We start from the raw sequence: 13982 nt of genomic DNA, 5'->3' as shown, positions 1-13982 counted from the left end.
GTCTTGGGCAGTTCCTCATGCCGCAACGCCTGCACCATCTTGATCATCCCGCCCACCCCGGCGGCCGCCTGACTGTGCCCGATATTCGACTTCAGCGACCCGATACGCAGAGGCTCCGGGCGGTCCTGTCCGTAGGTCGCGATGAGCGCCTGCGCCTCGATCGGGTCGCCCAGCGCCGTACCGGTCCCGTGCGCTTCCACCGCGTCCACATCGGCGGGTCACAGCCCGGCCGCCGCCAGCGCCGCGGAGATCACCCGCTCCTGGGAGGGGCCGTTGGGCGCGGTCAACCCGTTCGAGGCACCATCCTGGTTCACCGCCGAACCGCGGATCACCGCCAGTACGTTGTGCCCCAGCCGCCGGGCATCCGACAACCGCTCCAACACCAGCAGCCCGACACCCTCGGACCAACCGGCCCCGTCCGCGGCCGCTGAGAACGCCTTGCATCGGCCGTCCGGCGCCAGTCCCCGCTGCCGGGCGAACTCGATGAACAGCTGGGGTGTCGACATGACCGTCACGCCGCCGGCCAGCACCATTGATGTCTCACCACGGCGTAGTGCCTGGCACGCCAGGTGGATCGCCACCAGCGAGGACGAACACGCGGTGTCCACTGTGATGGCAGGCCCTTCCAGGCCGAGGGTGTAGGCGACCCGCCCGGACACCACACTGCCGGAAGTACCGACACCGCCGTAGCCTTCGGCGGCCGGACCGGCGGCTCGCGCGGTGTGGTCGTAGTCCTGATACATGACACCGGTGTAGACACCCGTGTCGGAGCCTCGCAGGGACACCGGATCAATCCCGGCGTCCTCCAACGCCTCCCACGCCGCTTCCAGCAGCAACCGCTGCTGCGGATCCATCGCGGCCGCCTCGCGCGGGCCGATCTCGAAGAAGCCGGCATCGAAATCACCTACGCCGCGTAGGAAGCTGCCGGACCGGGTGTAGGTCTTGCCGAACCGATCCGGATCGGGATCGTACAGCCGGTCCACATCCCAGCCGCGGTCACGCGGAAATTCGGTGACGGTATCGCCCCCGGAGCGAACAAGGTCCCACAGGTGGTCTGGCGACTCCACACCACCCGGGTAGCGGCACGCCATGCCGACGATCGCGATCGGTTCGTCGAGCTTGTCCCGCAGCCTGGTCAGATCGTCCCGGGTGGTGAGCAATTCGACCGTAACCTTCTTGAGGTACTCCAGTGTGCGGTCGGACGAGGCGCTGTTGTTGGTTTCCACGTGTCACATCCCGGGTTTCAGGGTCGGCGGAGAAACCCGGGGGCGTAACCACGCCGGGCTCAGTGAGTCAGTCAGTTGCGAAGCGGATCGGCAACAACCGATCGGTCAGCTTCCGATCGATTGAGAACCACCGGATAGATGGCATGATTTTTCGCTGGTCAGCGGGGCGTTCGCCTGCCGGAAATCGGGCTGTTCCCGACGGTTTCGGCGGCAACAGCCAGCCGGATGAGAAGCGTCAGGGTAACTCGGTCCAACGAGTTACCCGCCCTGAAAGCTGGTCACCGCAACCTCGCGGCACAGGTGCAGGTACCACCGGGCTCGAGACCGGGGCTGGTCAACGCTCATTCACTATCCTTCACCTACAGCATGCCTGCGACATCTCGTCCGCCTGCTTGCCAGCAGCTTGCCAGCTCGATCACGTCCATGCAACCGACTGGTATTTATTGGTTGGAGTCATAACTCACCGGGAACAATCGGGAATCGGACAGCGACGAGCCGACCGGCAGCAACGGCCGTGTTTCGGATCGTGAAGTCGGGGCTGAAGACATGGCCTCAACGCTGCTTCAAGACAGCGCCGCAGGTCGAACAAGATCATCGGTTTTCCAGCTGGGTGGAAAGTCCGCGGGGTGCATGCCTCGGCCTCCCCGGCTCCCGACCACGATCCATGTGTGATCACCGACAGTTTGCTACCTATTCCGCCGGGGCAGTGGCGACGTAGACGGCGAATCATGCGGGGTTCCAGGTACATCCATGCGGCGGTGGTCACCTCCTACTGCCAGAACAGTGCCACAGTAAGCCCGATCAACCCGAGGGCCAGCCCGAGGAGTGCGAGGTCGGCGCCCATCACAGCACGATCCCCGTCAGGTGCCGGCAGCGGGGCAGGTGAATACCGCGTTCACCCGAGCCACCCGCTCGCGGCCGCCGAGGAAGACCTTTCTGTTCTCGGGTGAGGACATGACAGCGGTGGCGTCAGCCGTTGAGCCGGCTGAGCAGAAATTCGCGTGCAACAGTCGAAGCCCGCTCGAACTGCTCCCCGTATACGGCGAAATGACCACCCGGTATCAGCGCGAGTTGTTTGGGTTCGAGGGCCTCAGCGTAGCTGCGCAGGGCAACCTCGGTGGGAGTCAACGTGTCCTGCTCGGCGACAACCATGAGCAGCGGGGTGGGCGATACCCGCGATACGAATGCCTCGGGAGCATAGGATTGGAATTTGTCCACGCTGGACAGGGTCACCTCGTTACGCCAGGTGGGGATCTGCGGACCGTTTGCCATCAGCCATTCGTAGACCTCGAGGCCGGGCATGGCCACCATCTCCGTGGGATCGTTCGAGGCCGCTTTGATCGTTTCGTGTGGTTTTCCGGCAAGCCGTCCGGATCGGTCGGCGGCGATGGCCGCGTGCACGGTGGGCAGCATGACCGAGGGGACCAGCCGGGTGAACGTTGCCCAACCGGCAGTCAGCGGCACCTGGGCCACGACGGCCCGTACCCGCCGGTCGGTGGCAGCCACGACCAGTACGTGCGCGCCCGCGTAACTCGTTCCCCAGACCGCTATCCGCTCCGGATCGATCCCGTCCAAGGTGCGGCCGAAGGTTACCGCGTCTCGGTAACCCTCGATCTGGGTCATCGGGTCCACCTCGTAGCGCGGTTCGCCATCAGAAGTGCCGAACCCCGGGTGGTCGTAGACCAGGCAGGCGAGCCCAGCGGCGCTGAACACCTCGGCGAACGGCGCGACCCATTCCTTGACGCCGGCGAAACCATGCGTCATCACCACCAGGGGGGTCTCGCCGGAGGACGTTTCCGGGCGGTACAACCAGCCACGTAACGTCACCCCGTTGCTGACGAACTCGATATCGATCCGCATGCCCGCTCCTTAGATTACGTTACGAATCGTAACTAATTTAGGGTGGCCGAAATGTGATGTCAACCATAAATTCGACCACGCGGTATGACTTGGTTCAGCGCTCGCGGTAGCCGACGGCGTCGAGCGCTGAACGTACCGTCAGCCGAACCAGTTCCGCATCGATCGGGCCCAATGTCGGAACGATCGCACGCATCAGCATGGGGCCGGTGATCAGATCACAGAGCCACTCCGGATCGGTCCCCGGGGCGATCTCCCCGCGTATGACCGCACGTTCCAGAATGGACGCTGTCGAAAGCCGGCGTGGCCCCAGAAACCGTTCATGAAACCGCCGTGCGAGCTCCGGACTGCAAGCCAAGTCTGCGATCAACCCGGGAAGGGCCTTACGCATGACCACGTCGTTGAACAGCTCCCGCTGATGCTGCTGAATCGCCAGCAGTTCCGCTTCGATCCCGCCGAGATCCTCGGCACCGGGATGTAGGCCGAACCGCTCCATCAGCATGGACGCAACCAGATCAGCGAGGTCGGTATACCGTCGATACACCGCCGGTCGGCTCGTCCCCGCCGCATCTGCGACCGCCTGCAGAGTAACCGCGCTGTATCCGCGCTCGGCGATCAAATCCGCTGTCGCCGCCAGCAACGCAGTATCGACTCGGGTGTCGCGGGGGCGGCCGGTGCGCATGGATACAGTGCTCTCGGTCATAGGTGCACAGTATCGAGGCGGGATGACGGCCTTCTCGGACATGGCGCGACGTGCACCAGCCGGAGCTTCCCACTCTCCTTGACCAGACCGACGCGCACGGCTGGTCGCGCAGCGCATCGGGGTCGCTGCATCGACCGCGCACCGGCTGTTGCAGATGCTGATCTACCGTGATTTCGCAGTGCAGGAGCCCGACCGCTTCTACCGCGTCGGTCCGCTGCTCGAACTGGCCGCGCGCTCCCGGTCTGCCGCTTCCCAACCGTAAATTTCCGCACTACCGCAGTTGCGCCGCATCGTCGAACAACTCGGCGAGTCCGCCGATCCGGCCCTCCGGACCGGCGATACGGTTCGGTTCGTCGCCAGCGTCGAATCCCGCCACGCGCTTCGGGCGGGTAGCCGCGAAGGCATGGTGTTCCCGGCTCATCGCATCTCCAGGGGGTTGGTCTTGCTCGCTGAGCTTCCGGCCGCCGAGCCCGAGGCGTTCTACGCTCCCGAACGTTTCGTCGAGCGACCAGAACAGCCACCCGACCTGCAGCAATTGGGTCGTGAGATGGTCAAGGTCCGCCGCACGAGTTCGCAGTCAACGACGGCCGCTCCAGGCGAGGGGTGGTGGCGGTCGGTGTGGCCGTGCGCGACAGTAGCGGCGCCGCTGTCGCGGGATTGTCGGTTTCGCTGCCGAGCATCCGCTACGACAAACAGTCCCTGCTCCGGTGTGTCGCCACGTTGCACGCCGCTGCCGCTCGGCTCGAGCGCGACCTGACGTGACGCCTGGCCCGCCTCAGCCGCGGTGCCTGGCTGCGGTCTGCTCGCCTATCGCGGCCAGTGCATCGGCGAGCCGCTCCAGCTGCTCGCCGAGACCGCGCGAACGGTCGGCCTGCCAGGCGACGAAGGCGCCGTCGAAGCCGGCGATACCGAAATAGTCGAGTTCGTCGGCGACCGCCTGCGCGATCTCGGGCCCCTCGGCCGCGAATGCCTGGGCGATCATGCGGTTCATGTGCCTGCGTCCGTCTCGGCGGACCTGCTCGATCATCGAGCCCACCTCTGCCTCGGCCACCTCCGCGCTCATGAGAAGAATCAGGTGCAGCCGCAGGAAGTCCGCGTGGTTCAGGAACACTTCTCCGGTGCTCCGGAGGAACCAGCCGAGTCGCTCCCGAACGGTGCCGCCCTCCGGAGGGGCTGCCTGCGCCTGCGCCATTGCCTGAAAGAAGCCGAAGGCGCCGTGTGCCATCACCGCCGACAACAGGCCACTCTTGGAGTGGAAGTGGTGATAGATCGCGCTCTTGGGCAACCCGGTCTCGGCGCTCAGGACCGAGATGGTCGTGGCGGCGTATCCGCGTTCGGCCATCAGCCGGGAGGCCGCGTCCAGGATCTCCGCACGTGAGCGGCGTCCGCGCCGGTTGCCGGCCGACCCGTTGATCCCGGCGCTGAGGTGAGGGGGCTCCATGCGGGCCAGCCTAGAAGGACCAAGCCGGCCGCAGACCACGCTGTGCGATGCGGGCCGGCATCGCATACGGCGGGACCTGCCCCGTTCTGCATCGTGGAATCTGCTGGCCGTGTCAGCGGTCACATGTGACTCTGACAGACAAGGAATGGAACGATCGGTCCGAAAGTGGCCGGTTGCGGAACCGGGAGACCCCCATGAGTCAGGATTTCGACGCCGACGTCGCGATCATCGGATATGGCCCCACCGGAGTGATCGGCGCCCTCACCCTCGCTCGCCAGGGTGCCTCGGTTGTCGCCTTCGAGCGCGACCGGGATATCTATCCGCGTGCCCGCGCTGTCACCATCAACGACTGGACGATGCGCATCTTCCAGAGCCTCGGCATCGACGAGCGGATCAAGAAAGTCATCGATCCGCAACGGATGCTGCGCTGGGTCACCTACGGCGGCCACGAAGTGATGCGGATCGAGCATCCACCCAGCACCCTCGGTGTCACGCCCCGGTTCTACAACATCTACCAGCCGACTATGGAGGCCGAATTGCGCGCGGCCACCGATGAATACAGCGACCGGCTGACTGTCGAGTACGGCGCGGAGGTGACCGGCGTCGACCAGGATGCGACCGGGGTGACCATAACGACCACCGACGCCGCCACCGGGCAGATCCGTACGTTCCGCACCCGCTACGCCATCGGCGCCGACGGCGGCTCCTCGCGAACCCGCGGCTGGATCGGCTCCACCCTGGTGGGCGACACTGTCGATACGTTGTGGATCGTTATCGACTGCGCGGTCCGGCGCTGGTGGCCCGACCGCGATGTGCTCACTTTCTGGACCGACAGCAAGCGCCCGGTCGTCGATATCGCGCTCTCGGGAGGAAATCACCGGTGGGAGATCCCCCTCATGCACGGGGAGTCCGAGGCCGACTTCCCGACCGACGCCGAGGTCTGGCCCCTGCTCGAGGCCATCGGGGTAACCGATGCCGATGTGCACATCCACCGGTATGCGTTCTACCGCCACCATGTGCGGATGGCCGACACCTGGCGCAACGGCCGGGTCTTCCTCGCCGGTGACGCCGCCCACTTGATGCCGCCGTGGGCAGGCGCCGGCATGCAGACCGGCATGCGCGATGCCCACAACCTCGGCTGGAAGCTCGGCAGGGTGCTCAGCGGCATGCTGCCGGAGCAATGGCTGGACACCTACGAGGCCGAACGCAGGCCCAACGCCCAGTTCTACACCGACATCGCCGTCCAGCTCGGCCGCGTCATCAAGCAGGAGGCCACCCCGGCGGAGGTCGAGGCGATGAACGCGGTCCCCGAGGGCCTGGTGACGCCGCACGAGCCGCCGCTGATCGCGCCGCCCACCCTCACCGCCGGATGGATCCGCGGTGAGACGGGCGATGCCAGCATCATCGGCCGGATGGTGCCGCAACCGATCGTCGGCGACACCGCCGGCCGGATGACCCGGCTCGACGATCTGCTCGGCGACCGCTTCGTGCTGCTCGGCGACGACGTCGACCCGGCCACCCTCCTCACTCCCGAGGAGAAGGCAGCGTGGGACGCGCTCGGTGCGCGTTACGCGGCGGTTCGCCCGCGCAATGCCCATACGCAGGGCGCGCACGATCTCGTCGATCTCGACGACGTCGTTCGCCCTTGGCTGCAGCGGTACGGCGTCCGTGCCGTTGCGGTGCGCCCCGATCGCTTCGTCGCGGCCGACGACGTGCACGGCCTCGCCGTTCCCGTCTTCTGAAAACCCAACGCCAGCCCAGGAGCCATCACCATGACCGGAGTGAAAGAACTCGCCTACGTCGTCTACGAGGCCATCGACCTTGCCGCCTGGCGGGGGTTCGCCTGCGACCTGCTCGGCATGCAGCTCGGCGACGAGACCACGGACGCGCTCATGCTTCGCACCGACTCGAAGGCATTTCGCTGGCGCGTCCAGCAGGGACCGGCCGACGACCTGATCGTGTCGGGATACGAGGTCGAATCGAGCGCCGCACTCGACCAGCTTGCCGAGCGGCTCCGCGCCGCCGGCTCCGAAGTCACCGAGGGCGACCCCGCCCTGGCCGCCGCCCGCCACGTCGACCGGATCATGCTGACGACCGATCCGATGGGTAACCGCATCGAACTGGTGACCGGCTTCGCCGACGCCGCCACGCCCTTCCGCTCCGAGGTTCTGCTCGGCACATTCGTCACCGGCGCCGGAGGTGCAGGGCACCAGGTGCTGCTGGCCAAAGGGGTCGCGCGGGAGGAGTACCTGGCTTTCTACGAGGGCGTGCTCGGCTTCCGCATCAGCGACGTCGTCGTCGAGGAGCTGGCGCCGGGCGTCCAGGCGGACCTGATCTTCCTGCACTGCAACCCACGCCATCATTCGGTCGCGTTCGGCGAGATGCCGCATCCCAAGCGCACCCATCACTTCATGCTCGAGGTGACCGACATCCGCGACGTCGGCACGGCATACGACCGCTGCCTCGACGCCGGGCAACCGTTCGAGATGACCTTGGGCATGCACCCGAACGACAACATGTTCAGCTTCTACGTCCGCACCCCGTCCGGCTTCTCGGTCGAATACGGCTGGGGCGGATTGCTGATCGACGACGAGACCTGGCAAGTCCGGACACACGACCGACTGCACAGCTGGGGCCACCGAGCACCCGAGGTCGTCCACGAACTGCTCGGCCGCGCGCCGTTCACCAACACTGCGCACAAGGAGGAGATCCACTGATGTCGATCACGCAGGACTCGGCGGCCCGCACGGTCACCACGCAAGACTGGACGCTGCGCTACTACGAGGCCGGGCCGGTGGACGCGCAGCCGATCGTGCTGCTGCACGGTAGCGGCCCGGGGGCGACCGGCTGGTCCAACTTCGCCGGCAACATCCCAGGGCTGGCCGAACGGTTCCATGTCTATGCCGTCGACATGCCCGGCTGGGGTGAGTCGGACGCGGTCACCGTCGACCGGCTCGACCACGTCGGGGCGGCGGTACAGTTTCTCGACACCCTCGGTATCGAGAAGGCCGCATTCGTCGGCAATTCGATGGGCGGCCACACCGCACTGCGACTGGCCATCGACCATCCGGAACGGGTCACCCACCTGGTCACAATGGGCCCGCCGATCGGCAAGGTACCGACCTTGTTCGGTGCAGGCGACGGTCCTTCCGAGGGGTTGAAGGTGCTGATCGAGACCTATCACGACCCCTCTCCCGCGAACATGCGCCGCCTGGTCGAAGTGATGACCTACGACAAAGCGCGCTTTGCCACACCCGAACTCGTCAAGGCCCGCTCCGACGCCGCGCTGGCACGCCCCGAACACCTCCACAACTATGTGGCCGGCCTCGCCCAGGGCACGCCGATCCCAGTGTGGGTCGACCGTTCGAAACTGGCCGACATCTCCGTACCCACGCTGCTGATCCACGGCAAGGACGACCGGGTGGTGTCCTACGAGAACACGCTCTTGCTGCTTGCCCACATCCCCGATAGCCGGGCGGTGCTGCTCAACCGCTGCGGCCACTGGGCAATGATCGAGCACGCCGAGGAATTCAACCGGCTCGTCGCTGGTTTCGTCGCCGAAAACTGAGCACCGGCAATCCCGTTCAGCACAACGCAGCTTGCATTCTCACCGCAGTGGAAGGCGATCCCCATGTCTGATCACCCGGCTGGCGCCATGTCCGGCACCGCCCTGACCGTCGGCGCCGCGGCCATCGAGACCGCAGCGGCCCGGCTCCGGAACGCCACGGCAACCGGGGTCCCGGTGGCGCCCGTCCGCGATCTGATCGGACGCGACAACATATGTGCGGCGTATGCCGTCCAACGGCTGGTCAGCGAGGCACGACGAGCGGCGGGTACCCAGCTCATCGGCCGCAAGATCGGTCTCACCTCCGCCGCGGTCCAGGCGCAGCTGGGAGTGGGGCAGCCCGATTTCGGGGACTTGTTCGACGACATGGCGTTCACAGATGGCGATGCAGTCCCCGCCGATGCGGTGCTCCAGCCGCGCGCCGAGGGGGAAATCGCTTTCGTGCTGGCCGAGGACCTCACCGAGGGTGATCTGAGCTATGCCCGGGTTCGCGCGGCCATCGACTACGCGGTCGCGGCGATCGAGATCTGCGGCAGCCGAGTCGCGGGATGGGACATCAGCTTCGGCGACACCGTCGCCGACAACGCTTCGGCGGGCGCTTTTGTATTGGGCCGGGCCCGCAGGCGGCTCGACGAGTTCGAACCCCGCGAGGCCCGCATGGCAATGACGATCGACGGTGTGGAAGTGTCCACCGGTTCGGGCGAGGACTGCCTCGGCGACCCGGTCGCGGCCGTCGTGTGGCTGGCCCGTCAGGCACACGAACTCGGGGAGCCGTTGCGGGCGGGCCAAATCATCCTTTCCGGCGCGCTCGGGCCGATGCGTCCGATCGTGGCCGGCAACACGATTCGCTGCACCGTGTCGGATCTCGGCGCGGTGTCGTTCACCGTCGCGGAGGAGCCATGACGACAACCGATCGCAGGATAAGAGTGGCGATTATCGGCTCAGGCAATATCGGCACCGATCTGATGATCAAAGTGATGCGTACCAGCCGGTATCTGGAGGTGGGTGCCATGGTCGGGATCGACCCGGACTCCGATGGACTGGCACGAGCTCGCCGCTTCGGGTTTCCGACAACCCATGAGGGCGTGCGCGGGCTGATCGAGCTCCCTGGGTTCGACGACATCGAGATCGTATTCGACGCCACCTCGGCCACGGCACATACGGCGAATGCTGCCGTGCTGGCCCCGTTCGGCAAGCGACTGATAGACCTGACTCCGGCTGCGATCGGACCGTATGTGGTGCCCGCGGTCAACCTGACCGAACACCTCGACGCCCCGAACGTCAACATGGTGACCTGCGGCGGCCAGGCGACGATCCCGGTGGTCGCCGCGGTCTCGCGGGTGGCCCCGGTACGGTATGCCGAGATCGTTGCCTCCATCGCCTCGAAGTCGGCAGGTCCGGGCACCCGCGCCAATATCGACGAGTTCACCGAGACAACGTCGGCGGCGATCGTGCAGGTCGGCGGCGCTGAGCGGGGAAAAGCGATCATCATCCTCAACCCCGCCGAGCCGCCGCTGATCATGCGTGACACCGTCTTCTGCCTGGTGCACGCCCCGGATGTGGCCATGCACGAGCAGATCCGCGCCGGTGTCGAGCAGATGGTCGCCGATGTCGCCGCCTATGTACCGGGCTACCGGCTCGGGCAGCAGGTCCAGATCACCCCGGTCCCCGCTGACCAGCCGGTCGAGACGTTGCTCACGCCGGGCGCGCAGCGGCCGACGCACCAGGTGTCGGTGTTCCTCGAAGTCGAGGGCGCCGCCCACTATCTCCCGGCCTACGCAGGCAACCTCGACATCATGACCTCGGCCGCCGTCCAGGTCGCCGAAGGTATCGCCGCCGGCAAGCTGCAGGAGGTATCGGTATGAACACGCCGATCTTCGTCCAGGACGTCACCCTCCGAGACGGTATGCACGCCGTCCGCCACCGCATCACCCCTGAGGACGTCCGGCGCATCGTCATCGCACTGGACGAGGCCGGAGTCGACGCGATCGAAGTCGCCCACGGCGACGGCCTGGCCGGCGGCTCGGTGAACTACGGTCCCGGCTCGCACACCGATTGGACCTGGATCGAGGCCGCCGCGTCGGTCCTGAAGCACGCCCGGCTCACCACATTGCTACTGCCGGGCGTCGGCACCGTCCACGACCTGAAGCACGCCTACGAGCTGGGCGTCCGGTCGGTGCGGATCGCCACCCATTGCACCGAGGCCGATATCTCCGCACAGCACATCGCGGCCGCGCGCGAGCTCGGCATGGACGTCTCCGGGTTCCTGATGCTGTCTCACATGGCCGAACCGGCCGAACTCGCGCGGCAGGCCCGACTGATGGAATCTTATGGCGCCCACTGCGTTTACGTGACCGACTCCGGTGGCCGGCTCACCATGAACGATGTCACGGCTCGAGCGAGGGCCTACCGCGACGTGCTCGATCCGGCTACTGAGATCGGCATCCACGCCCACGAAAACCTTTCGCTCTCGGTCGCGAACTCCGTCGTCGGTGTAGAAAACGGTGTGTATCGAGTCGACGCCTCGCTGGCCGGCCACGGCGCCGGCGCCGGGAACTGCCCGATCGAGGCGTTCATCGCCGTCGCGAATCTCTCCGGCTTCGAACACCGTTGCGACCTGTTCAAACTGCAGGACGCCGCCGACGACATCGTCCGCCCCTTACAGGACCGTCCGGTCCGGGTCGACCGGGAGACCCTCACCCTGGGCTACGCCGGCGTCTACTCCTCGTTCCTCCGGCACGCCGAAATCGCCGCAGAGCGATACGACCTCGACGTCCGGGACCTACTCATGGAATGCGGCCGCCGCGGGCTGGTCGGTGGACAGGAAGACATGATTCACGACATCGCCCTCACCACAATGTCGAACCTGCGGCTGGCCCAGCGGTCGCAGGTCACCTGACCGAGAGCGGTTCCAGCGCCCCGGGCCGCTCGCGAGCTGCAAGCAGGGCAACCCGGCCGCGCTCGCCGACGCAACTCACCGACGGCGCCGGAACCGAGCCGTCGGTGACAACGAGACTCCCGAAACGCCGAGATCCGCCTCCTGGTTGTCGCTACCCGGCCGCCCAGGTGACCGGCAGCTCGTGCACCCCATAGATGTTCATGTCGGTCCGCAGCTTCACCTCGGCTGCGGGGACGGCGAGCGACAAGGTCGGGAAGCGGCGGAGCAGGCCTGCGAAACCGGCGCGCATCTCGATGCGGGCCAGCTGTTGACCGAGGCACTGGTGGATGCCGTGGCCGAAGGTCGTGTGACCGCGGGCCTTGCGGTAGACGTCGAGCCGGTCGGGATCGTCGAAACGCAGCGGGTCGCGGTTGGCGGCCAGTAGCGAGACGACGACGGTCGATCCGGCGGGGATCGTCTCGCCGCACAGTTCGATATCGTCGGTGGCGTAGCGGTAGAAGATATCGGCAACGGACAGGTAGCGCAGCAGTTCCTCGACCGCATTGGGGATCAGCTCCGGATCGGCGTGCAGGTGCGCCAGCTGCTCGGGGTGCTCCAGCAACGCGAAGGTGCCGAGCGACAGCATGTTCGCGGTGGTCTCGTGCCCGGCGAGCAGCAGCAGGAAGGCGATGCCGGTCAGCTCGTCGACGCCGAGATCGGGGTCGCGGGCCAGGTCGGACAGGATGTCCTCACCGGGTTCGGCCCGCTTGCGGGTGACCAGCTCGGCCAGGTACATGTTCATCGCGCCGAACGCGCCCATCTTCTCCTCCAGCGTCTGGTCTTTGACCAGGAACTTGGCGGAGTTGACCTGGAAGGTCGCCCGATCCTCATAGGGCACGCCGAGCAGCTCGCAGATCACCAGCGACGGCACCGGCAGCGCGAACTCCGCGACCAGGTCGATCGGCGGGGTGAGCCGCTCCATGGCGTCGAGATGCTGCTCCACGATCTCGGCGATGTGCTCTTCCAGCGCCCGCATCCGCCGGACGGTGAACGCGCCGGTGAGCTTGCGCCGCAACCGGGTGTGGTCCGGCGGGTCCATCGCGACGAACAGACCGGGGATCTGCGGCGACGGCTCGGTAGCGACCGGCATGCCCGGTGTCTCGTAGGGCACGTGCACGATGCCGAGGTCTTGGCGGGAGCTGAACCGGGTGTCGGCCATCAGCCTGCGCACTGCCTCGTAGCCGGTGACCAGCCAGCCTTCGTGGCCGTTGGGGAAGATCAGCGGGCTGACCGGGCGGACCGCGCGCAGCCGGGTGATCTCGCTCGGCGGGTCGAACGGGCCCGCGTCGCGCTGCAGGGGAAGGCCGTGCGGCACGGAAACGGTTTCTGTCATCGGATTTCCTTGTCGGGTAGCAGAATCGGGTCTAGTCACGGACGGTGATCGCCCCGGACGGGCACAACAGGACGGCCTCGCGGACCGCCGGCTCCCACTCCCCTGCGGGAGTGCGAGCCGGCGGCAGCACCCGGCCGTCGTCGGGGTCCTGGTCGAATACCGCGGGAGCGGTCAGCGCGCACATGCCTGCGCCGATGCAGCGCTCCCGGTCCACATGCAGTTCCAGCACAGTCGTGTCCTATGCGGCGTCGGCGTGCCGGATGATGATGTCGCCGAGCGCGTTCCGCGCGAACACTCGCACGGTGTCCGCTGGCTCCGCACCAACCGGTGCCAACGTTTTCTGCACGCTGCCGAGCGGGGCGTCGGTCTCCAGCCGTGCTGCGCTGCCGGGACGGATACCCACCTCGAGCTCACCGACCGAGGTCTCCAGCCGGAGCTCGCCGCGGACCGCGGCGCCGATGCGGATGTCGCCCTTGGCGGTCTTCGCGGTCACCGACCCCTGCGGACGCTCGACGGTGATGTCGCCCAGCGACACCGTCAGCTCGCAGTGGCCGAGCTCGCCGACGCCGAGCACCCGGCCGACACCGGTGGTGCTCGTCAGCTCGGAGCCCGCGGGGACCTCGATGGTCACCGCGATCGCCGGGTTCCCGCCGAACGGGGTGTAGGTGCGCCAGGTCTTCGGCGTGGTCACGCTCAGGACGTCCCCGGCGAACTCGACCACGGTCTGCTCGGCGGCACGCACATCGGCTTTCTTGGACTCGTCGGCGGGCCGGACCACCACGACGCTGTCGGTGCGATCAGATCCGATGACGGTGACGTCGGCGGCCAGGACATCGACGGTGACGGCGATCGGCTGCGGGGTGTGGAAGGTGTACATGGTTGTCTCCTCGAGATCGTGGTGCCGCTTCCGCAGCCCGTG

General features: G+C 66.9%; 13 protein-coding genes and 3 pseudogenes. 9 read left to right on the top strand and 7 right to left on the bottom strand.

All coding sequences use genetic code 11. From position 1 onward, the window contains the following. Positions 1–2 precede the first annotated feature (2 nt). The 3 genes and pseudogenes from B0T44_RS28710 to B0T44_RS12690 all read right to left on the bottom strand — a co-directional run. Positions 3–1226 (bottom strand): annotated as a pseudogene (locus tag B0T44_RS28710) (beta-ketoacyl synthase N-terminal-like domain-containing protein); the annotation flags it as partial. A gap of 969 nt (positions 1227–2195) precedes the next feature. After that, positions 2196–3086 (bottom strand): alpha/beta hydrolase, encoded by an 891-nt coding sequence (locus B0T44_RS12695; protein WP_077115293.1) that lies wholly within the window; start codon positions 3084–3086, stop codon positions 2196–2198. A gap of 94 nt (positions 3087–3180) precedes the next feature. After that, positions 3181–3786: a TetR/AcrR family transcriptional regulator gene (locus B0T44_RS12690; protein WP_175647946.1), complete on the bottom strand. Its 606-nt coding sequence runs from the start codon at positions 3784–3786 to the stop codon at positions 3181–3183. Between the two features lie 100 nt (positions 3787–3886). On the opposite strand from B0T44_RS12690, the gene B0T44_RS28560 reads away from it, so the two are divergent. From B0T44_RS28560 to B0T44_RS27545, 3 genes and pseudogenes are all read left to right on the top strand, one after another. Then, positions 3887–4048, top strand: a complete 162-nt coding sequence (locus tag B0T44_RS28560; RefSeq protein WP_217697451.1) for a helix-turn-helix domain-containing protein — start codon at positions 3887–3889, stop codon at positions 4046–4048. Between the two features lie 18 nt (positions 4049–4066). Next, positions 4067–4294: pseudogene (locus B0T44_RS28705) on the top strand (IclR family transcriptional regulator domain-containing protein); the annotation flags it as partial. A gap of 77 nt (positions 4295–4371) precedes the next feature. Further along, positions 4372–4548 (top strand): annotated as a pseudogene (locus B0T44_RS27545) (IclR family transcriptional regulator domain-containing protein); the annotation flags it as partial. 13 nt (positions 4549–4561) lie between these two features. Here B0T44_RS27545 and B0T44_RS12680 read toward each other — a convergent pair. Next, positions 4562–5227 carry a TetR/AcrR family transcriptional regulator gene (locus B0T44_RS12680; protein WP_077115291.1) on the bottom strand — a complete coding sequence of 222 codons (666 nt, stop codon included), beginning with the start codon at positions 5225–5227 and terminating at the stop codon, positions 4562–4564. Between the two features lie 194 nt (positions 5228–5421). Here B0T44_RS12680 and B0T44_RS12675 point away from each other — a divergent pair, with 194 nt between their 5' ends. From B0T44_RS12675 to dmpG, 6 genes are all read left to right on the top strand, one after another. Further along, positions 5422–6969 (top strand): bifunctional 3-(3-hydroxy-phenyl)propionate/3-hydroxycinnamic acid hydroxylase, encoded by a 1548-nt coding sequence (locus B0T44_RS12675; protein ID WP_077115290.1) that lies wholly within the window; start codon positions 5422–5424, stop codon positions 6967–6969. A gap of 30 nt (positions 6970–6999) precedes the next feature. Then, on the top strand, positions 7000–7944 hold the full coding sequence (locus tag B0T44_RS12670; RefSeq protein ID WP_077115289.1) for a VOC family protein: 945 nt from the start codon (positions 7000–7002) through the stop codon (positions 7942–7944). Next, positions 7944–8795: an alpha/beta fold hydrolase gene (locus tag B0T44_RS12665; protein ID WP_077115288.1), complete on the top strand. Its 852-nt coding sequence runs from the start codon at positions 7944–7946 to the stop codon at positions 8793–8795. The genes B0T44_RS12670 and B0T44_RS12665 overlap by 1 nt, the downstream gene beginning before the upstream one ends. 63 nt (positions 8796–8858) lie before the next feature. After that, positions 8859–9695, top strand: coding sequence for a 2-keto-4-pentenoate hydratase (locus B0T44_RS12660; protein WP_254854142.1), 837 nt, complete (start codon positions 8859–8861; stop codon positions 9693–9695). Further along, positions 9692–10657, top strand: a complete 966-nt coding sequence (locus B0T44_RS12655; protein ID WP_077115286.1) for an acetaldehyde dehydrogenase (acetylating) — start codon at positions 9692–9694, stop codon at positions 10655–10657. Before B0T44_RS12660 ends, B0T44_RS12655 begins: the two co-directional genes overlap by 4 nt. Next, entirely contained in the window at positions 10654–11691 is a 1038-nt protein-coding gene (dmpG, locus tag B0T44_RS12650; protein WP_077115285.1) for a 4-hydroxy-2-oxovalerate aldolase, read from the top strand. Before B0T44_RS12655 ends, dmpG begins: the two co-directional genes overlap by 4 nt. A 151-nt stretch (positions 11692–11842) precedes the next feature. On the opposite strand, the gene B0T44_RS12645 is transcribed toward dmpG, so the two are convergent. The 3 genes from B0T44_RS12645 to B0T44_RS12635 are packed head-to-tail and all read right to left on the bottom strand — an operon-like array spanning position 11843 to position 13940. Then, the gene (locus tag B0T44_RS12645) at positions 11843–13063 is read right to left on the bottom strand and encodes a cytochrome P450 (RefSeq protein WP_077115284.1); all 1221 of its coding nucleotides are present in this window, start codon (positions 13061–13063) and stop codon (positions 11843–11845) included. 31 nt (positions 13064–13094) lie between these two features. Next, on the bottom strand, positions 13095–13292 hold the full coding sequence (locus tag B0T44_RS12640) for a ferredoxin (RefSeq protein WP_342749213.1): 198 nt from the start codon (positions 13290–13292) through the stop codon (positions 13095–13097). 9 nt (positions 13293–13301) lie between these two features. Then, positions 13302–13940: a DUF4097 family beta strand repeat-containing protein gene (locus B0T44_RS12635; protein WP_077115283.1), complete on the bottom strand. Its 639-nt coding sequence runs from the start codon at positions 13938–13940 to the stop codon at positions 13302–13304. Positions 13941–13982: the final 42 nt, after the last annotated feature.

Origin of the sequence: Nocardia donostiensis (assembly GCF_002081715.1) — a bacterium.
Lineage (GTDB): Bacteria > Actinomycetota > Actinomycetes > Mycobacteriales > Mycobacteriaceae > Nocardia > Nocardia donostiensis.
Note: the sequence above shows the minus strand (reverse complement) of the source record. Positions and strands in the feature narration are given on the sequence as shown.